This is a genomic window from Ruegeria sp. S263, from assembly GCF_056780525.1.
Genome location: NZ_CM165558.1, coordinates 3,368,058 through 3,380,607, shown reverse-complemented (window position 1 = coordinate 3,380,607; position 12,550 = coordinate 3,368,058). Strand labels below are relative to the sequence as shown.

Below are 12,550 nucleotides of genomic sequence, written 5' to 3'. Positions count from 1 at the left end.
ACGTGAATTAACAAGTAATAAGGGTTTGGAATATGTTTCGTGAATTTGACAGAACAGGTCGCACATCTTCTGGCGCAGCCAAGATTGTGGCTTTGGACACGAAGCAGGTTGCCGACAACCTGTCCGATATTGCAGCTTTTGATGCTGAGAAAAAGGCGAACCAGCAAGCAATGGAGCTGGAACGCATTGATCTGAAGGCGCGGATGCATAACTCGTTGCTGGATAAGCTGAATCTGGCCGTCATCGACAAGGTCGAAGAAGAAACGCTTCGCGGCGAGATTGGGAAACACGCAACGGAACTTCTTCGTGCCGAAGGTCGCGCGATGCGCAGCGAAGAGGTCAAGCAACTGGTCGAGGAACTGATGCATGAGGTTCTGGGGCTTGGTCCTCTTGAACCGCTGCTGGCCGATCCAACGATCAACGATATCCTGGTCAACGGGCATGAACAGATTTTCGTGGAACGTGCCGGTATTCTTGAAAAAACGTCGGCCCGGTTCCGTGATGAACGTCACCTGCTTAGAATTATCGACAAAATCGTCAGCCGCGTGGGTCGCCGTATTGACGAACGCCAGCCCTGGGTGGACGCGCGTCTGGAGGATGGCAGCCGGGTCAATGCGATCATCCGCCCCTGTGCGCTGGACGGCCCGGCGCTGTCAATTCGGAAGTTTGCACGCGTTCCGCTGACGATGCAGCGTCTTGTTCAGAACGAAGCCCTGAATGACAGTGCTGCGGCCCTGTTGCGCGGGCTGGTCGAAGCCAAGATGAACGTCTTGATCTCGGGCGGTACCGGTTCGGGCAAAACGACCATGCTGAACGCTTTGTCATCCTATATCGGTGCTCGCGAACGCATCGTAACGATCGAAGACGCCGCGGAACTGCAACTGCAGCAGGAACACGTCCTGCGCATGGAAACTCGCCCGGCAGGTCTGGACGGAACTGGTGCGGTGGCGCAGCGTGATCTGGTTCGCAACGCGCTTCGGATGCGTCCCGACCGTATCGTGGTGGGCGAGGTTCGCGGCTCGGAAGCCTTTGACATGCTGCAAGCGATGAACACAGGTCACGACGGATCGATGACCACAGTTCACGCCAACACGCCCCGAGACGCTTTGGCGCGGGTCGAGCAGATGGTTCAGATGGGTGGGATGGAGCTGCCGCACACGGCGATCCGGTCAACCATCGCGTCGGCCATCAACTTTGTGCTGCAGCTGAACCGTATGTCTGACGGCACCCGTCGTGTAACGTCCATTGCCGAAGTTACCGGTATGGAAGCAGACGTCGTGACCATGCAGGACATCTTTGTCTTCAAGCGTCAAGGCAAGGACGAAAACGGCAAGGTACTGGGTAAGTTCGTTGCAACCGGCATTCGCCCCAAATCCAGCGATGTTTTGGCCGCGGCCGGCGTGGACTTGTCTTCGGTCCAATTCAACTAAGGAGGTCGGCTATGTTTGAGCAAATTCGGGCTTTCTTTGCAGACATCGACATCAACGCCATTTTAGGCCCAGAGTTGGAAGTGGCCGGGTTTGACGCCCAGTTGGTTATGGCACTGGCCATTTTCCTGGGTGCGCTTATTGCCTTTGAAGGAATACGGCAGTTTCTGAAGCGCGGTGAAAACCGCGAAGAGGCGATCAATCGTCGCGTTCAGATGTTGAACCAGGGTTCAACCGGAGAAGACGTTCTGAACCTGCTGAAACCGCAGGAAGCCAGACCGCTGCTGCGGAAGTTTCCTTTTGTCGGCGATTTGCCTGCCGCGCTCAAGGCGTCTGGTTTGAACATGGTTCCCGAAGTATTTCTGTTGGCCTGCGTCGCAGCGTTTCTGATTTGTGCGATCGGCGGGTCGATGGTGGCTAACCCCCTGCAGGTGGTTCCGATTTCTGCTTTGGTTTTTCTGATCGGGCCGCTTGTTGCTTTGGGCGCCACGCTCCGTCAGCGTAAAGCTGCCTTGATCAAGCAACTGCCCGATGCGCTGGACCTGATGTCGCGCGGGTTGAAGGTGGGGCACCCGCTGAACGCGACCTTGCAAAGCGTCGCCGAAGAAATGCCGGATCCCATCGGAACAGAATTTGGCCTTGTCGTTGACCAAGTGGCCTTTGGCGAAGAATTGACGACGGCCATGAAGGCAATGGCCGACCGTATTGACGAAGAAGACGTTCAATACCTGGCCGTTGCGCTGATGATGCAGCACGGCACGGGGGGCGACCTTGCGGGTATTCTTCGCACACTGTCCCGCGTTATCCGTGCGCGCATGTCTTTGCGCCGCAAGATCAAGGCGATTTCGGCCGAAGGACGGATGACTGCTTATATTCTGTCAGCTATTCCGGTTCTGATCGCAGTATTCATGACGATTATTACGCCTTCATATTATGGCGATGTAATGGACGCTCCGGCGTTTTGGCCGGCAATGAGCGTCATTGCGGTGGCAGTCGTTCTCAATGCCTTCGTGATGTTCAAGCTCGTGAATTTCCGGATATAAGGAGCATTTACGATGGAATTTATTAGTTCACTTTTGGATGGTGGCTGGGCAACACAAGCCTTGATCCTTGGCCTTGTTGCTGTTGGTGCCATTATCGCTTTTCTGGGAATTTCGTCGTCGCTAAGCGAACGCTCCACAGCGGCCGAACGTATGATGCCGAGCCGTCAGCGTCAAAACCTGGCCCGTACAACAACCAATGACCTCGAAGGCGAGGCTCCGGTAGGGTTGAGCGCGGCCCTGATCCCAAGCGATGCCAGTGAGCGCTTCGAAGTTGGGCAGGTTCTGGCGAAATCGGGTTTTCGGGGAAAGAACGCGATTGCGGGGTATTATTTCCTGCGGTTGATGTTGGCCACGTCACTGCCTTTGCTGTTCATCCTGTTGCTGAACTGGCAGCCGGCGAACAGTGTCGGTAATTCCATCGGCAAATATATGTCCAGCTTGGACTTGATGGAAATCATCCGTAATGTCGCCATTTTGTGCGCGATTGGTTTCTTTGGCCCCCAGTACTGGATGAACGCGCGCATCAAAGAGCGTAAGCGGCTCATGGAAAATGCCTTTCCCAACATGCTGGATCTTCTTCAGATCGGCGTCGAAGCAGGAATGGGCTTTGATCAGGCCCTTCTGAAGGTCGCTGTGGAAATGCAGCTGGTTTCGCCCGAAATGTCCGAAGAAATCCTGATTGCGCTCAGTGAAATTCAGGCCGGTCGCGACCGTGACACAGCCCTCATGCGCATGGCCCGTCGCACCGGTATCGAAGAGATGAGTTCCTTCGTAAGCGTTGTCCTTCAGTCGACAAGATTCGGTGTGCCGCTTGCGGCAGCACTGAACACATACGCCGAAGAGATGCGCGAGTTGCGCGAATTGCGGGCGCAGGAAATGGCGAACAAACTGCCGGTGAAAATGTCGGGTGTGATGGCCTTCCTGATGCTGCCAGCAATCGCTGGCCTAATCCTGACGCCGATCTTTATCCGCTATGCTGAAACGTTCGGGAACTGATCGTTAACCGGTCAGTTCCGCGACTGATATGGCGATCAGGACTAATCCTGCCGACCCGATTGCGATGCCCATTGGAAACTCACGTGATTGGGCGGTCGACTTGAAACGAGGGGAAGTATCGCGCGCAAGACGGCGGAACAAGGCCATGCCAACCAGACCGACCGCCATCGCGGCCGCAAACAAGAACAGGTAGTTCGGTATCTGGGTCGAAGGAACAGCAAGAAAGACGATGGGTAGCATCTTGGCGTCCCCCCCGCCAAGCCAGTTGATGGCAAACAGACCGAAACAGATCACAAAGCACGCCCCCGCGATCAGCAAGCGCAAAAGAAGCTCGTTCCATGCCAGAAAGGGTGCGGCAGCCACAAACAGGATCAGGCCCACAATGCAGTAGGTATTTGGAATCCGAAGTTGGGTGAAATCCGTCCAGGCCATTGCGACGAACAGCGGTGCGAACAGCCACAATGCCAGCCAATTTTGCCAGTCGGTGTCTGGCATCAAGCCCTTGCCTGATGCTGCTTTCCGTGCAGTGCTTCGCGTTCTTCGACTGAAACCAAACGTCTTGCCAGCATGTGAAAGTTATCCAGACCTGTTTTCGAATAGATATGCTTCAGATGCGTTCTAACAGTTGCTGGCCCAATTCCAAGCTCTGTGCCGATCCCTTGCGGAGAAATGCCGCGCGAAACCAGCGCGCATACGCGCCATTCAGCGCGGGTCAACCCAGCCGGGTTTCCTGTGCTTAGGATTGGAGTGTCCGTTGTGCTTTTCCGAATTGTCGACACTGTTTGGCGCGACAAAGCTTCGGTGACCAAACCCGGTCGACGGCTTTGGTAGGTTTCTGAAAGCTGCGGAGCGATCTGTTCAATGGCTTCCTTGAAACCAGGTTCGGGGGTTTGCCCGAAATGCAGCTCCAGAAAGTCGATCTCGCCCCCTTGGTGATCCAGGCAGACAAACAGAATGTCCTTAATCTTGCGATGAGTTACCCAATCGACAAGGACGGGTGACAAATCGCTGGGATCTTCACCATCCTCACGCAGGCTGAAAACGGATGCCCGTTTCGGCATGTTGCGGAAAGGGCCCAATGCATCGTTGGCAAAGGACAAGAACAGCGGGCGGCTGACGGCGGGATCACGCGTGTCCGCACGGGCGGCAACGCGATGCGCCCCCTTGTTGAGCCAGAGCCGGCTGATCACGCCGCATTCTGCACCGAAGGCTTCAACAATGCCTTTAAGCGCGGCGTCTAATACCAGACCACCTTGGCTCCAGTGAATGAAATTTATGATGGCTCTTGCGTGAAGCGTGTTAGGCAGCCACACTCCGCGATGAGCTTTCCCCCCATTCATGTCACACCGTTCCGTTACTCGTAAAAAACTGCAGGTTAATGATTTATAAAGTCTTTTCACTTTTACCGATTCTACTCGGCCTACCAGAAGTATCACTTGAAAATGAACCGAAAATTAATTTTTAACTAATTCGAGGGTATCGCTTGTAAGTTGTGACTAATTAGTCGCCGTTGCGACGACAATGCGTCGTTTAACCTTTCACTGTGTCTGGGATTGGGCCGGAAAGCAGAGGCAATTCCAGCCGTTTTGTGCTGGTGTCAGAAGAGTCTTTGAGTCGGGTTGATGGCCGTCGACTGCAATATCAGAGCGATGTTACGCGTGTGGGTTTATGCGAGGCATTCGGCCTGCAAGTTTCAACCTGGTACTTCGTGGAGGGGTATTTCAGTAAGTATGGACTCATGGTTTGCAGAAATATCGGGATGGGCCTGAATGCCGAGGGTGAGCATTTTTACTATTTAATTGAATGAAAATAGAGCCTAACGATCACTGGTATCAAAACAGTTACAAAACATTCTCGTTTCTGTGTATTTGTTTACATAAGATTCCTTCGAAATTAATGGGTTGTTGTGAATTTTTCAGAAGCGCCACCATACTTACTGCACGCAGAAATGCGATTTCGTCCGATGGAAGAGGAGCCAGAGGGCGGAAAATGGGAAATGGGAGGAATTAATGACCAATAAATCTGTCACACGCCGCGGCGTGCTGAAGTCCGGTGCCGTTGCGGGAACCGGTCTGGCCCTGCCTACGATCTTTACCGCTTCGTCGGCTGCTGCCTACACCAACGAACCGACAGGGTCCTCTGTCACTTTGGGATTCAACGTCCCACAAACAGGTCCTTACGCCGAAGAAGGTAATGACGAGTTGCTCGCGCAGCAACTGGCGGTTGAGCATCTGAACGGCGAAGGCGACGGAGGCTGTTTGAACACGTTTTCGTCCAAGGCCCTGAAGGGGAACGGTATCCTTGGCAAGAAGGTCGAGTTCGTCACCGGCGATACGCAGACCAAGTCGGACGCCGCACGCGCATCGGCCAAGTCGATGATCGAAAAAGACGGCGCGGTGATGATCAATGGCGGTTCGTCCTCGGGCGTGGCCGTTGCGGTTCAGGGCCTGTGCCAGGAAGCGGGCGTGATCTTTATGGCGGGTCTGACCCATGCCAATGACACCACCGGCAAGGACAAGAAGGCCAACGGCTTCCGCCACTTCTTCAACGCCTATATGTCAGGTGCAGCCCTTGCACCGGTGCTGGCGGCAGAGATGGGCAACGAGCGCCGCGCCTATCACCTGACGGCTGACTACAACTGGGGCTGGACCCAGGAAGAGTCGATCGTCGCTTCGACCGAAGCTCTGGGATGGGAAACGGTCAACACGGTGAAAACACCACTCGCGTCGACAGACTTCTCGTCCTATATCGCTCCGGTTCTGAACTCGGGCGCGGACGTGCTGGTTCTGAACCACTACGGCGGCAACATGGTGAACTCGCTGACCAACGCGATCCAGTTCGGCCTGCTCGACAAGGTTGCCAACGGCAAGGACTTCAAGATCGTCGTGCCGCTTTATTCCGAACTGATGGCCGCCGGTGCGGGCGAGAACATCAAGGGCGTTCTGGGTTCGATGAACTGGAACTGGCAGTTGCAGGATGAAGGCACCAAGGCCTTCGTGAAGTCCTTTGGCGAGAAGTATGGCAAACCGCCATCAAACTCGGCCCAGACTTGCTATGCGCAGACCCTGCTTTATGCGGATGCCTGTGAGCGTGCGGGGACCTTCAATCCCTGCGGTGTTGTCGAAGCTCTGGAAGATTTCGAGTTCGACGGCTTGGGCAACGGCCCGACCTGGTATCGCGGTGCCGACCACCAGTGCTTCAAAGACGTGCTGGTTGTGCGGGGTAATGAAAACCCGACCAACGCGTATGACACGCTGGAAATCGTTGAGATCACGCCACGTGCGCAGGTCGAATACGATCCCGAGCACCCAATGTTCGCCGGTGGCGAACTGGGTCAGTGCAACCCGGGCGCATAACCTGAGGTAATGGTCTGGCTGCCTGACGGCGGCCAGACATTTTCGGCAGGCATGATGGCCTGCTAAGCCACTCAATCTACGCTGACCAATCTCGAGGTGGGGCCAATGGACGCCATCCTATTGCAAATTCTGAACGGTCTGGACAAAGGGTCGGCCTATGCGCTTATCGCGCTGGGGCTGACGCTGATTTTCGGAACGCTAGGGGTTGTGAACTTTGCGCACGGGGCGCTGTTCATGATCGGGGCTTTCTGCGCCGTTACCCTGCAAAAGCTCATGAACCTGAGCTTCGTAACCCTTGACGAAACCCAGACCGATTTTCTGGGTAATCCGCTGAAAGTGGAAACCCCCTATGTTCAGGCGTGGTTCGGGCCCGAGGTCGGAGCGACCATCATCGACTGGTCCGTTCCCCTGGCGATCCTGTTTGCGATCCCGATCATGCTGTTGGTCGGATACGTGATGGAGCGTGGTCTGATCAAACATTTCTACAAGCGCCCTCATGCAGACCAGATCCTGGTGACCTTTGGCCTTGCCATTGTTCTGCAAGAGATCGTCAAGTATTTCTTCGGTGCCAACCCGATCCAGACCCCGCCACCTGACGCGCTGAGCGGTTCGGTTGATCTGGGCACCATGATCGGCTTCGATCCGAACGCGATCATCTACCCGATCTGGCGTCTGGTCTATTTCGGATTTGCCGTAGCCATCATTGGCGCTGTGTTCTCATTCCTGCAATTCACGACCTTTGGTATGGTCGTTCGGGCGGGCATGGCGGATCGCGAAACCGTGGGTTTGCTGGGCATCAATATTGACCGTCGCTTTACCATCATGTTCGGCATCGCCGCCGCGGTGGCAGGATTGGCTGGTGTGATGTACGGGCCGCTTAACCCGCCGAATTATCACATGGGTATGGATTTCCTTGTGCTCAGCTTCGTTGTGGTTGTTGTGGGCGGCATGGGATCGCTGCCCGGAGCGGTGCTGGCCGGGTTCCTGTTGGGCATTCTTGAAAGCTTTGCCTCGACTACTTGGGCCACGACCACGATACCGGGCATCAACCAGATCATCATCTACCTTGTCGCCATTATCGTGCTGCTGACGCGACCGCGCGGTCTGATGGGGCGCAAAGGCGTGATGGAGGAATAATCAATGTTGGGACTGAACAAAAAAGACACCAGCCTGCTGATCATCGTCGGCATCCTGACGCTGCTGGCCCCCTTCATCCTGAACCCATTCCCGTCGGACAGCGCCATGGCGCAGTTCAACGCGGGCTACCCTGACCTGATGCAGCGTTTTGTGATCTTTGGCATTTTTGCCATTGGCTTCAACATCCTGTTTGGCCTGACCGGGTATCTGTCCTTTGGCCACGCGGCCTTTCTGGGCGTGGGATCCTATTCGGCCGTTTGGATGTTCAAACTGCTCAGCTATAATGTCATTCCGGCCATCGCGCTGAGTGTCGTCGTCGCCGGGTTGTTCTCGCTTCTGATTGGCTTTGTCAGCCTGCGGCGTTCGGGTATCTACTTCTCGATCCTGACGTTGGCCTTTGCACAGATGAGCTTTGCTCTGGCCTATTCGGTGCTGTCGAACCCCAAGTTCAACCTGACCAATGGTGAAACCGGCCTTCAGGTCTATGCGGATGATCCGCAAATTCTGCAGGGCGCCAATGCGCCGGACCTGCCGCATTTGTTCGGCCTGCCCATGCGGGCGACCTATACGCTGGATGTGGGCGCCTGGAGCTTTGACTTCAACGCAGGTTACTACCTGTGTGCAATTGTCATGATGGTGGTGTTCTATCTGGCAATCCGCATCTTCCGTTCGCCCTTTGGCATGATGCTGCGGGCGGTAAAGTCAAACCAGCAGCGGATGAACTATACCGGTCTGAACTCCAAGCCATATACATTGGCGGCCTTTGTGATCTCGGGCATGTATGCTGGTCTGGCCGGTGGCCTGATGGCTGCGATGGACCCGCTGGCCGGGGCGGAACGGATGCAGTGGACAGCCTCGGGCGAGGTTGTTCTGATGACCATCCTTGGTGGTACCGGTACGCTGATCGGCCCGGTTCTGGGCGCGGGCTTCATCAAGTATTTCGAGAACATCTTCTCGAAGATCAACGACAACGTCCTGCACAGTTGGTTCGCTTTCCTGCCTGACGGTCTGGAAGACGCCGTTGTGTTCCTAATCCACCCGTTCATCGGAAAAGGCTGGCACCTGACCCTGGGTATCCTGTTCATGCTTGTCGTTATCTATCTGCCGGGTGGCCTTGTAGAAGGTGGGCAGCGCCTGATGAAATGGTTCAAGCGCAAAAAATCAGGCACCGACGATGCACCGTCGGGCAAGACTGAGCCAGCGGAATAAAGGAGGGCGATCATGGCAATTCTGCGAGTAAAAGACGTCAGTAAACGCTTTGGTGGCCTCAAGGCGCTGACGGATGTGAACCTGAACGTCGAGGAAAACTCGGTTCACGCCATCATCGGGCCAAACGGTGCGGGCAAGTCGACGCTGCTGAACTGTCTGGTGGGCAAGCTGATGCCGGATACCGGGTCGGTTCTGTTCGACAACAACTCGGTCCTGGGGCTTGAACCGTACCAGATCAATCAGATGGGCATCAGTCGCGTTTTCCAGACGCCCGAGATCTTTGGCGAATTGACGGTGATGGAGAACATGCTGATCCCGATCTTTGCCATGCGGGATGGTGCGTTTCGGATGCACGCCTATGAAACGATTGCCAATGAGAAGGACATCGTCGAACAGGCCGAAGCCATGCTGGAAGAGATGAACATGGCCGACAAACGCGAGATGCACGCCGCATCCTTGTCACGCGGAGATAAACGGCGGCTTGAGATCGGCATGTGCCTCAGCCAGAACCCGCGTCTGCTGCTGCTGGATGAACCCACGGCGGGCATGGCGCGGGCCGATACGAACAACACGATCGACCTGCTGAAACAGATCAAGGATGAACGCGATATCACCATCGCCATCATCGAACACGATATGCATGTGGTCTTCAGTCTGGCCGAGCGGATCACCGTTCTGGCGCAGGGGACGCCACTGGTCGAGGACACTCCGGAGAATATTCGCGGTAACCCCAAGGTCCGCGAAGCCTATCTGGGCGAGGCTGCGTAAGGAAAAGCTATGAACGAGAAACCTGACTTTTCAAAAAACGCGAATATGGCCACCACCGCGCCTGCCTTCCTGTCGGTGTGGGACATGCATTCCTACTATGGCGAAAGCTACATCGTGCAAGGTGTCAGCTTTAACGTGCATGAGGGCGAGATTTTGGCTCTGCTCGGCCGGAACGGGGCGGGCAAGACCTCGACCCTGCGCTCGATTGCACGGGTGGGTGAGCCTGACGTGCGCCATGGCGAAATCTGGCTGGATCATCAACCGCTGCACAACATGACCAGCTACGAAGCGGCGGCCGCGGGCCTGGGTCTGGTGCCCGAGGACCGGCGGATCATCCCCGGCCTCACGGTCGAGGAAAATCTGCAATTAGCCCAGATCGCGCCTCCGATCGGGTGGTCACTAGAGCGGCTTTACGAGTTGTTTCCCCGTCTGGGTGAGCGCCGCAAGCAAGAGGGCGTGACCCTGTCGGGTGGTGAGCAGCAGATGCTGTCGATCGCGCGGGCCCTGGCCCGCGACATCAAGGTATTGTTGCTGGACGAGCCTTACGAGGGGTTGGCTCCGGTGATCGTGGATGAGATCGAAAAGACGCTGGTCCACGTCAAACAGCAAGGCATGACAACGATCATCGTCGAACAGAACGCTGTGCGAGCGTTGGAACTGGCGGATCGAGCTATCATTCTGGATACGGGCAGCATCGTTTTTGACGGCACCGCCAGCGAGGTGCTTGAGAACTCCCAACTGCGCGAAGAGTATCTGGCCATCTGACACAGGCCGAACGGAAAAATTGTTCAGTTCTGTTATGGCGGGATGGGTTTTTCATTCCGCCATTTTTCTTTTGGCGAAACGGCTGCTTCTTACGAAATTTTCGCTTAAAAGTTTCGAACTAACAGGAGGTTAAAGGGGACTACGGGAAACCCCCTATATCTTGCCCCAGCGTAAGTGGTTAACACGGGCTTATCCAAGGAATAACCGCGGACATTACCACTTTTCCCCTGAGGGGCTGGCGACTTACCCCCTATGCTGGCCCCTCGCTTTCACGAGGTCGGTTGGCCCATCTCGTCCAGCACGTCAACTACAAGCGCGGCCAATTCACTGGCGTGGTCGTAGGCGCGCGAATGTGGAATTTCCGAAATTGGTGTTTTTCGATACCCTTCCGTAAACAACAGGAACGGCACCTTTGCCCGCTGCGCTGTTTCGGCGTCGACTTCACTGTCGCCGACATAAAGGCGCGGACCAGCGGATTTAACAGCATCAAAGCTTGCGTTCAAATGGGCAGGGTCCGGCTTGCGGACCAGCAGCGTATCTCCTCCGAACACGGTGTCAAAATGACGATCCAGCTTAAGTGCGCTTAGAATGTGTCGGGCAGGGGCCTCGGGTTTGTTGGTGCATACGCCAAGGACGCACCCCATTTCTTGCAGTTCTGCCAGGGCTTCGGCAACGCCGGGATAAGGAACGGTCCGGTCGCTGGAGGCCGCATTGTAGTATGCCAGCGTTTTTTGCGTCAGGTCCGCGTGGTGCGCTAAGGGAAGACCGCAGTGCAGGATCACCCGTTCGACCAGTTTCGGAAGGCCGTTACCGACAAACTGTTTGATCGTGTCCTGTGGCAAGGGCGCTGTGTCGGTGTCCTGCAGCATCTTGTTCGCCGCGGCAGCGATGTCGGGGATGCTGTCGACAAGCGTGCCGTCAAGGTCGAACATGATTGTTGCGGTCATCGAAAAATCCCCCATTTGATCGTCGCGAGACACCTATCTCCAACCGGAGCGCCTTGCAATTGAGGAAGGTCGATTAAGCATCCGATTATGCCTCTTGACATACCTGAGTAAATTTATCAGATTATCGGCAAGTCAGTCAGCAAACCCGGAACCGGGCCAGCCAGAAACTTGAATTGCGAACACAATCGGCCATGCGCCAAGATATTCTGGAGTTGCCCTAATGAATATGCAGACCCCAAACCCCGCTCAGTCCTACGCTGTGTCCATGTTGCCTTCGCACAAGGCCGAAGACCTGACCAAGGGAGGCAATCTTGCGCATATCGAACTGGGTGATCAGCTCTATACGTTGCGCATCACCCGCGCCGGTAAGTTGATCCTGACAAAATGAGCAGTAAAACGTCGCGCGGCGGGGCACCCGTCGGTCGCCTGTCGGATCTAAGCCCGCACTAGGCCGGTGCCGTAATGTACCTGCGTTTATGGAGCGATGGCGGTCAGTCACGTGTGGATGCGGCCAGTGATCTTCAGATCGCGCTGGGCGCGGATATGGGACACGCGGCTATGATGACATTGGACAGGTTGTGTTCCCTATGCGCCCATCATGGACGTCGGCCCTTGATCCGGCATGGGCTGGGATGCTCGTGCCTGGGTGCTGATGAAAACTGTTTTGCCCAGATGATCGCATCGGCCTCCGAAGGCGCACGCGAGGATGCCATGATGATGGCATCGCTAATTGTGCGGGCGGATTTTGCCCCGGCTTTGGCTTCGCTATCCGAAGAACTGGGGCTGGCGCTGCGACGTATGACGTCAGCGGTCCCCATGCCGACGACTGGCCACCAACCCCCAGCGACCGTGCTGCACTAAGTGGCGGGCGCGTTAGACCCCGGCACGCTCCTCGCGCCGGG

At 55.9% G+C, this 12,550-nt stretch carries 13 protein-coding genes; 10 read left to right on the top strand and 3 right to left on the bottom strand.

The genetic code is table 11. The annotated features are described in order from the left end of the window. Positions 1-32: 32 nt before the first annotated feature. Genes ACT2B1_RS16640 through ACT2B1_RS16630 form a run of 3 tightly spaced genes read left to right on the top strand, consistent with a single transcriptional unit; the run spans position 33 to position 3,466 of the window. Positions 33-1,430 carry a TadA family conjugal transfer-associated ATPase gene (locus tag ACT2B1_RS16640; protein WP_171126260.1) on the top strand — a complete coding sequence of 466 codons (1,398 nt, stop codon included), beginning with the start codon at positions 33-35 and terminating at the stop codon, positions 1,428-1,430. A gap of 11 nt (positions 1,431-1,441) precedes the next feature. Next, on the top strand, positions 1,442-2,470 hold the full coding sequence (locus ACT2B1_RS16635; protein ID WP_171240956.1) for a type II secretion system F family protein: 1,029 nt from the start codon (positions 1,442-1,444) through the stop codon (positions 2,468-2,470). 12 nt (positions 2,471-2,482) lie between these two features. Then, the gene (locus ACT2B1_RS16630) at positions 2,483-3,466 is read left to right on the top strand and encodes a type II secretion system F family protein (RefSeq protein ID WP_171240955.1); all 984 of its coding nucleotides are present in this window, start codon (positions 2,483-2,485) and stop codon (positions 3,464-3,466) included. A 3-nt stretch (positions 3,467-3,469) separates the two neighbouring features. Here ACT2B1_RS16630 and ACT2B1_RS16625 read toward each other — a convergent pair whose 3' ends face one another. Next, a complete protein-coding gene (locus ACT2B1_RS16625; RefSeq protein WP_171211259.1) occupies positions 3,470-3,961 on the bottom strand; it encodes an A24 family peptidase in 492 nt (163 codons plus the stop codon). After that, positions 3,961-4,806, bottom strand: a complete 846-nt coding sequence (locus tag ACT2B1_RS16620) for a helix-turn-helix transcriptional regulator (RefSeq protein WP_171240953.1) — start codon at positions 4,804-4,806, stop codon at positions 3,961-3,963. Before ACT2B1_RS16620 ends, ACT2B1_RS16625 begins: the two co-directional genes overlap by 1 nt. 669 nt (positions 4,807-5,475) lie before the next feature. On the opposite strand from ACT2B1_RS16620, the gene ACT2B1_RS16615 reads away from it, so the two are divergent. The 5 genes from ACT2B1_RS16615 to ACT2B1_RS16595 all read left to right on the top strand — a co-directional run bounded on the left by ACT2B1_RS16615 (position 5,476) and on the right by ACT2B1_RS16595 (position 10,701). Continuing rightward, the gene (locus ACT2B1_RS16615) at positions 5,476-6,822 is read left to right on the top strand and encodes a substrate-binding protein (RefSeq protein WP_171123757.1); all 1,347 of its coding nucleotides are present in this window, start codon (positions 5,476-5,478) and stop codon (positions 6,820-6,822) included. Between the two features lie 105 nt (positions 6,823-6,927). Further along, positions 6,928-7,959 carry a branched-chain amino acid ABC transporter permease gene (locus tag ACT2B1_RS16610; RefSeq protein WP_171123755.1) on the top strand — a complete coding sequence of 344 codons (1,032 nt, stop codon included), beginning with the start codon at positions 6,928-6,930 and terminating at the stop codon, positions 7,957-7,959. Positions 7,960-7,962: 3 nt separating this feature from the next. Continuing rightward, positions 7,963-9,168 (top strand): branched-chain amino acid ABC transporter permease, encoded by a 1,206-nt coding sequence (locus ACT2B1_RS16605; RefSeq protein WP_171123753.1) that lies wholly within the window; start codon positions 7,963-7,965, stop codon positions 9,166-9,168. A 12-nt stretch (positions 9,169-9,180) separates the two neighbouring features. Beyond that, positions 9,181-9,936: an ABC transporter ATP-binding protein gene (locus tag ACT2B1_RS16600; RefSeq protein WP_171123751.1), complete on the top strand. Its 756-nt coding sequence runs from the start codon at positions 9,181-9,183 to the stop codon at positions 9,934-9,936. A gap of 9 nt (positions 9,937-9,945) precedes the next feature. Then, the gene (locus ACT2B1_RS16595) at positions 9,946-10,701 is read left to right on the top strand and encodes an ABC transporter ATP-binding protein (protein ID WP_171123749.1); all 756 of its coding nucleotides are present in this window, start codon (positions 9,946-9,948) and stop codon (positions 10,699-10,701) included. A 269-nt stretch (positions 10,702-10,970) separates the two neighbouring features. Here the strand turns inward: ACT2B1_RS16595 and gph are convergent, their stop codons facing one another. Continuing rightward, the gene (gene gph / locus ACT2B1_RS16590) at positions 10,971-11,648 is read right to left on the bottom strand and encodes a phosphoglycolate phosphatase (protein WP_481668206.1); all 678 of its coding nucleotides are present in this window, start codon (positions 11,646-11,648) and stop codon (positions 10,971-10,973) included. 220 nt (positions 11,649-11,868) lie between these two features. Between gph and hemP the strand changes: the two genes are divergently transcribed. Together hemP and ACT2B1_RS16580 are read left to right on the top strand one after the other, a co-directional pair. Further along, positions 11,869-12,036, top strand: a complete 168-nt coding sequence (gene hemP, locus ACT2B1_RS16585; protein ID WP_171126255.1) for a hemin uptake protein HemP — start codon at positions 11,869-11,871, stop codon at positions 12,034-12,036. Positions 12,037-12,110: 74 nt separating this feature from the next. Further along, entirely contained in the window at positions 12,111-12,509 is a 399-nt protein-coding gene (locus tag ACT2B1_RS16580) for a hypothetical protein (protein ID WP_481668205.1), read from the top strand. Positions 12,510-12,550: the final 41 nt, after the last annotated feature.

Bases quoted from the DNA above. Each gene is read 5' to 3' on its own strand.
- ACT2B1_RS16640 (WP_171126260.1), top strand. From the start codon at position 33: ATGTTTCGTGAATTTGACAGAACAGGTCGCACATCTTCTGGCGCAGCC.
- ACT2B1_RS16635 (WP_171240956.1), top strand. From the start codon at position 1,442: ATGTTTGAGCAAATTCGGGCTTTCTTTGCAGACATCGACATCAACGCC.
- ACT2B1_RS16630 (WP_171240955.1), top strand. From the start codon at position 2,483: ATGGAATTTATTAGTTCACTTTTGGATGGTGGCTGGGCAACACAAGCC.
- ACT2B1_RS16625 (WP_171211259.1), bottom strand. From the start codon at position 3,961: ATGCCAGACACCGACTGGCAAAATTGGCTGGCATTGTGGCTGTTCGCA.
- ACT2B1_RS16620 (WP_171240953.1), bottom strand. From the start codon at position 4,806: ATGAATGGGGGGAAAGCTCATCGCGGAGTGTGGCTGCCTAACACGCTT.
- ACT2B1_RS16615 (WP_171123757.1), top strand. From the start codon at position 5,476: ATGACCAATAAATCTGTCACACGCCGCGGCGTGCTGAAGTCCGGTGCC.
- ACT2B1_RS16610 (WP_171123755.1), top strand. From the start codon at position 6,928: ATGGACGCCATCCTATTGCAAATTCTGAACGGTCTGGACAAAGGGTCG.
- ACT2B1_RS16605 (WP_171123753.1), top strand. From the start codon at position 7,963: ATGTTGGGACTGAACAAAAAAGACACCAGCCTGCTGATCATCGTCGGC.
- ACT2B1_RS16600 (WP_171123751.1), top strand. From the start codon at position 9,181: ATGGCAATTCTGCGAGTAAAAGACGTCAGTAAACGCTTTGGTGGCCTC.
- ACT2B1_RS16595 (WP_171123749.1), top strand. From the start codon at position 9,946: ATGAACGAGAAACCTGACTTTTCAAAAAACGCGAATATGGCCACCACC.
- gph (WP_481668206.1), bottom strand. From the start codon at position 11,648: ATGACCGCAACAATCATGTTCGACCTTGACGGCACGCTTGTCGACAGC.
- hemP (WP_171126255.1), top strand. From the start codon at position 11,869: ATGAATATGCAGACCCCAAACCCCGCTCAGTCCTACGCTGTGTCCATG.
- ACT2B1_RS16580 (WP_481668205.1), top strand. From the start codon at position 12,111: ATGTACCTGCGTTTATGGAGCGATGGCGGTCAGTCACGTGTGGATGCG.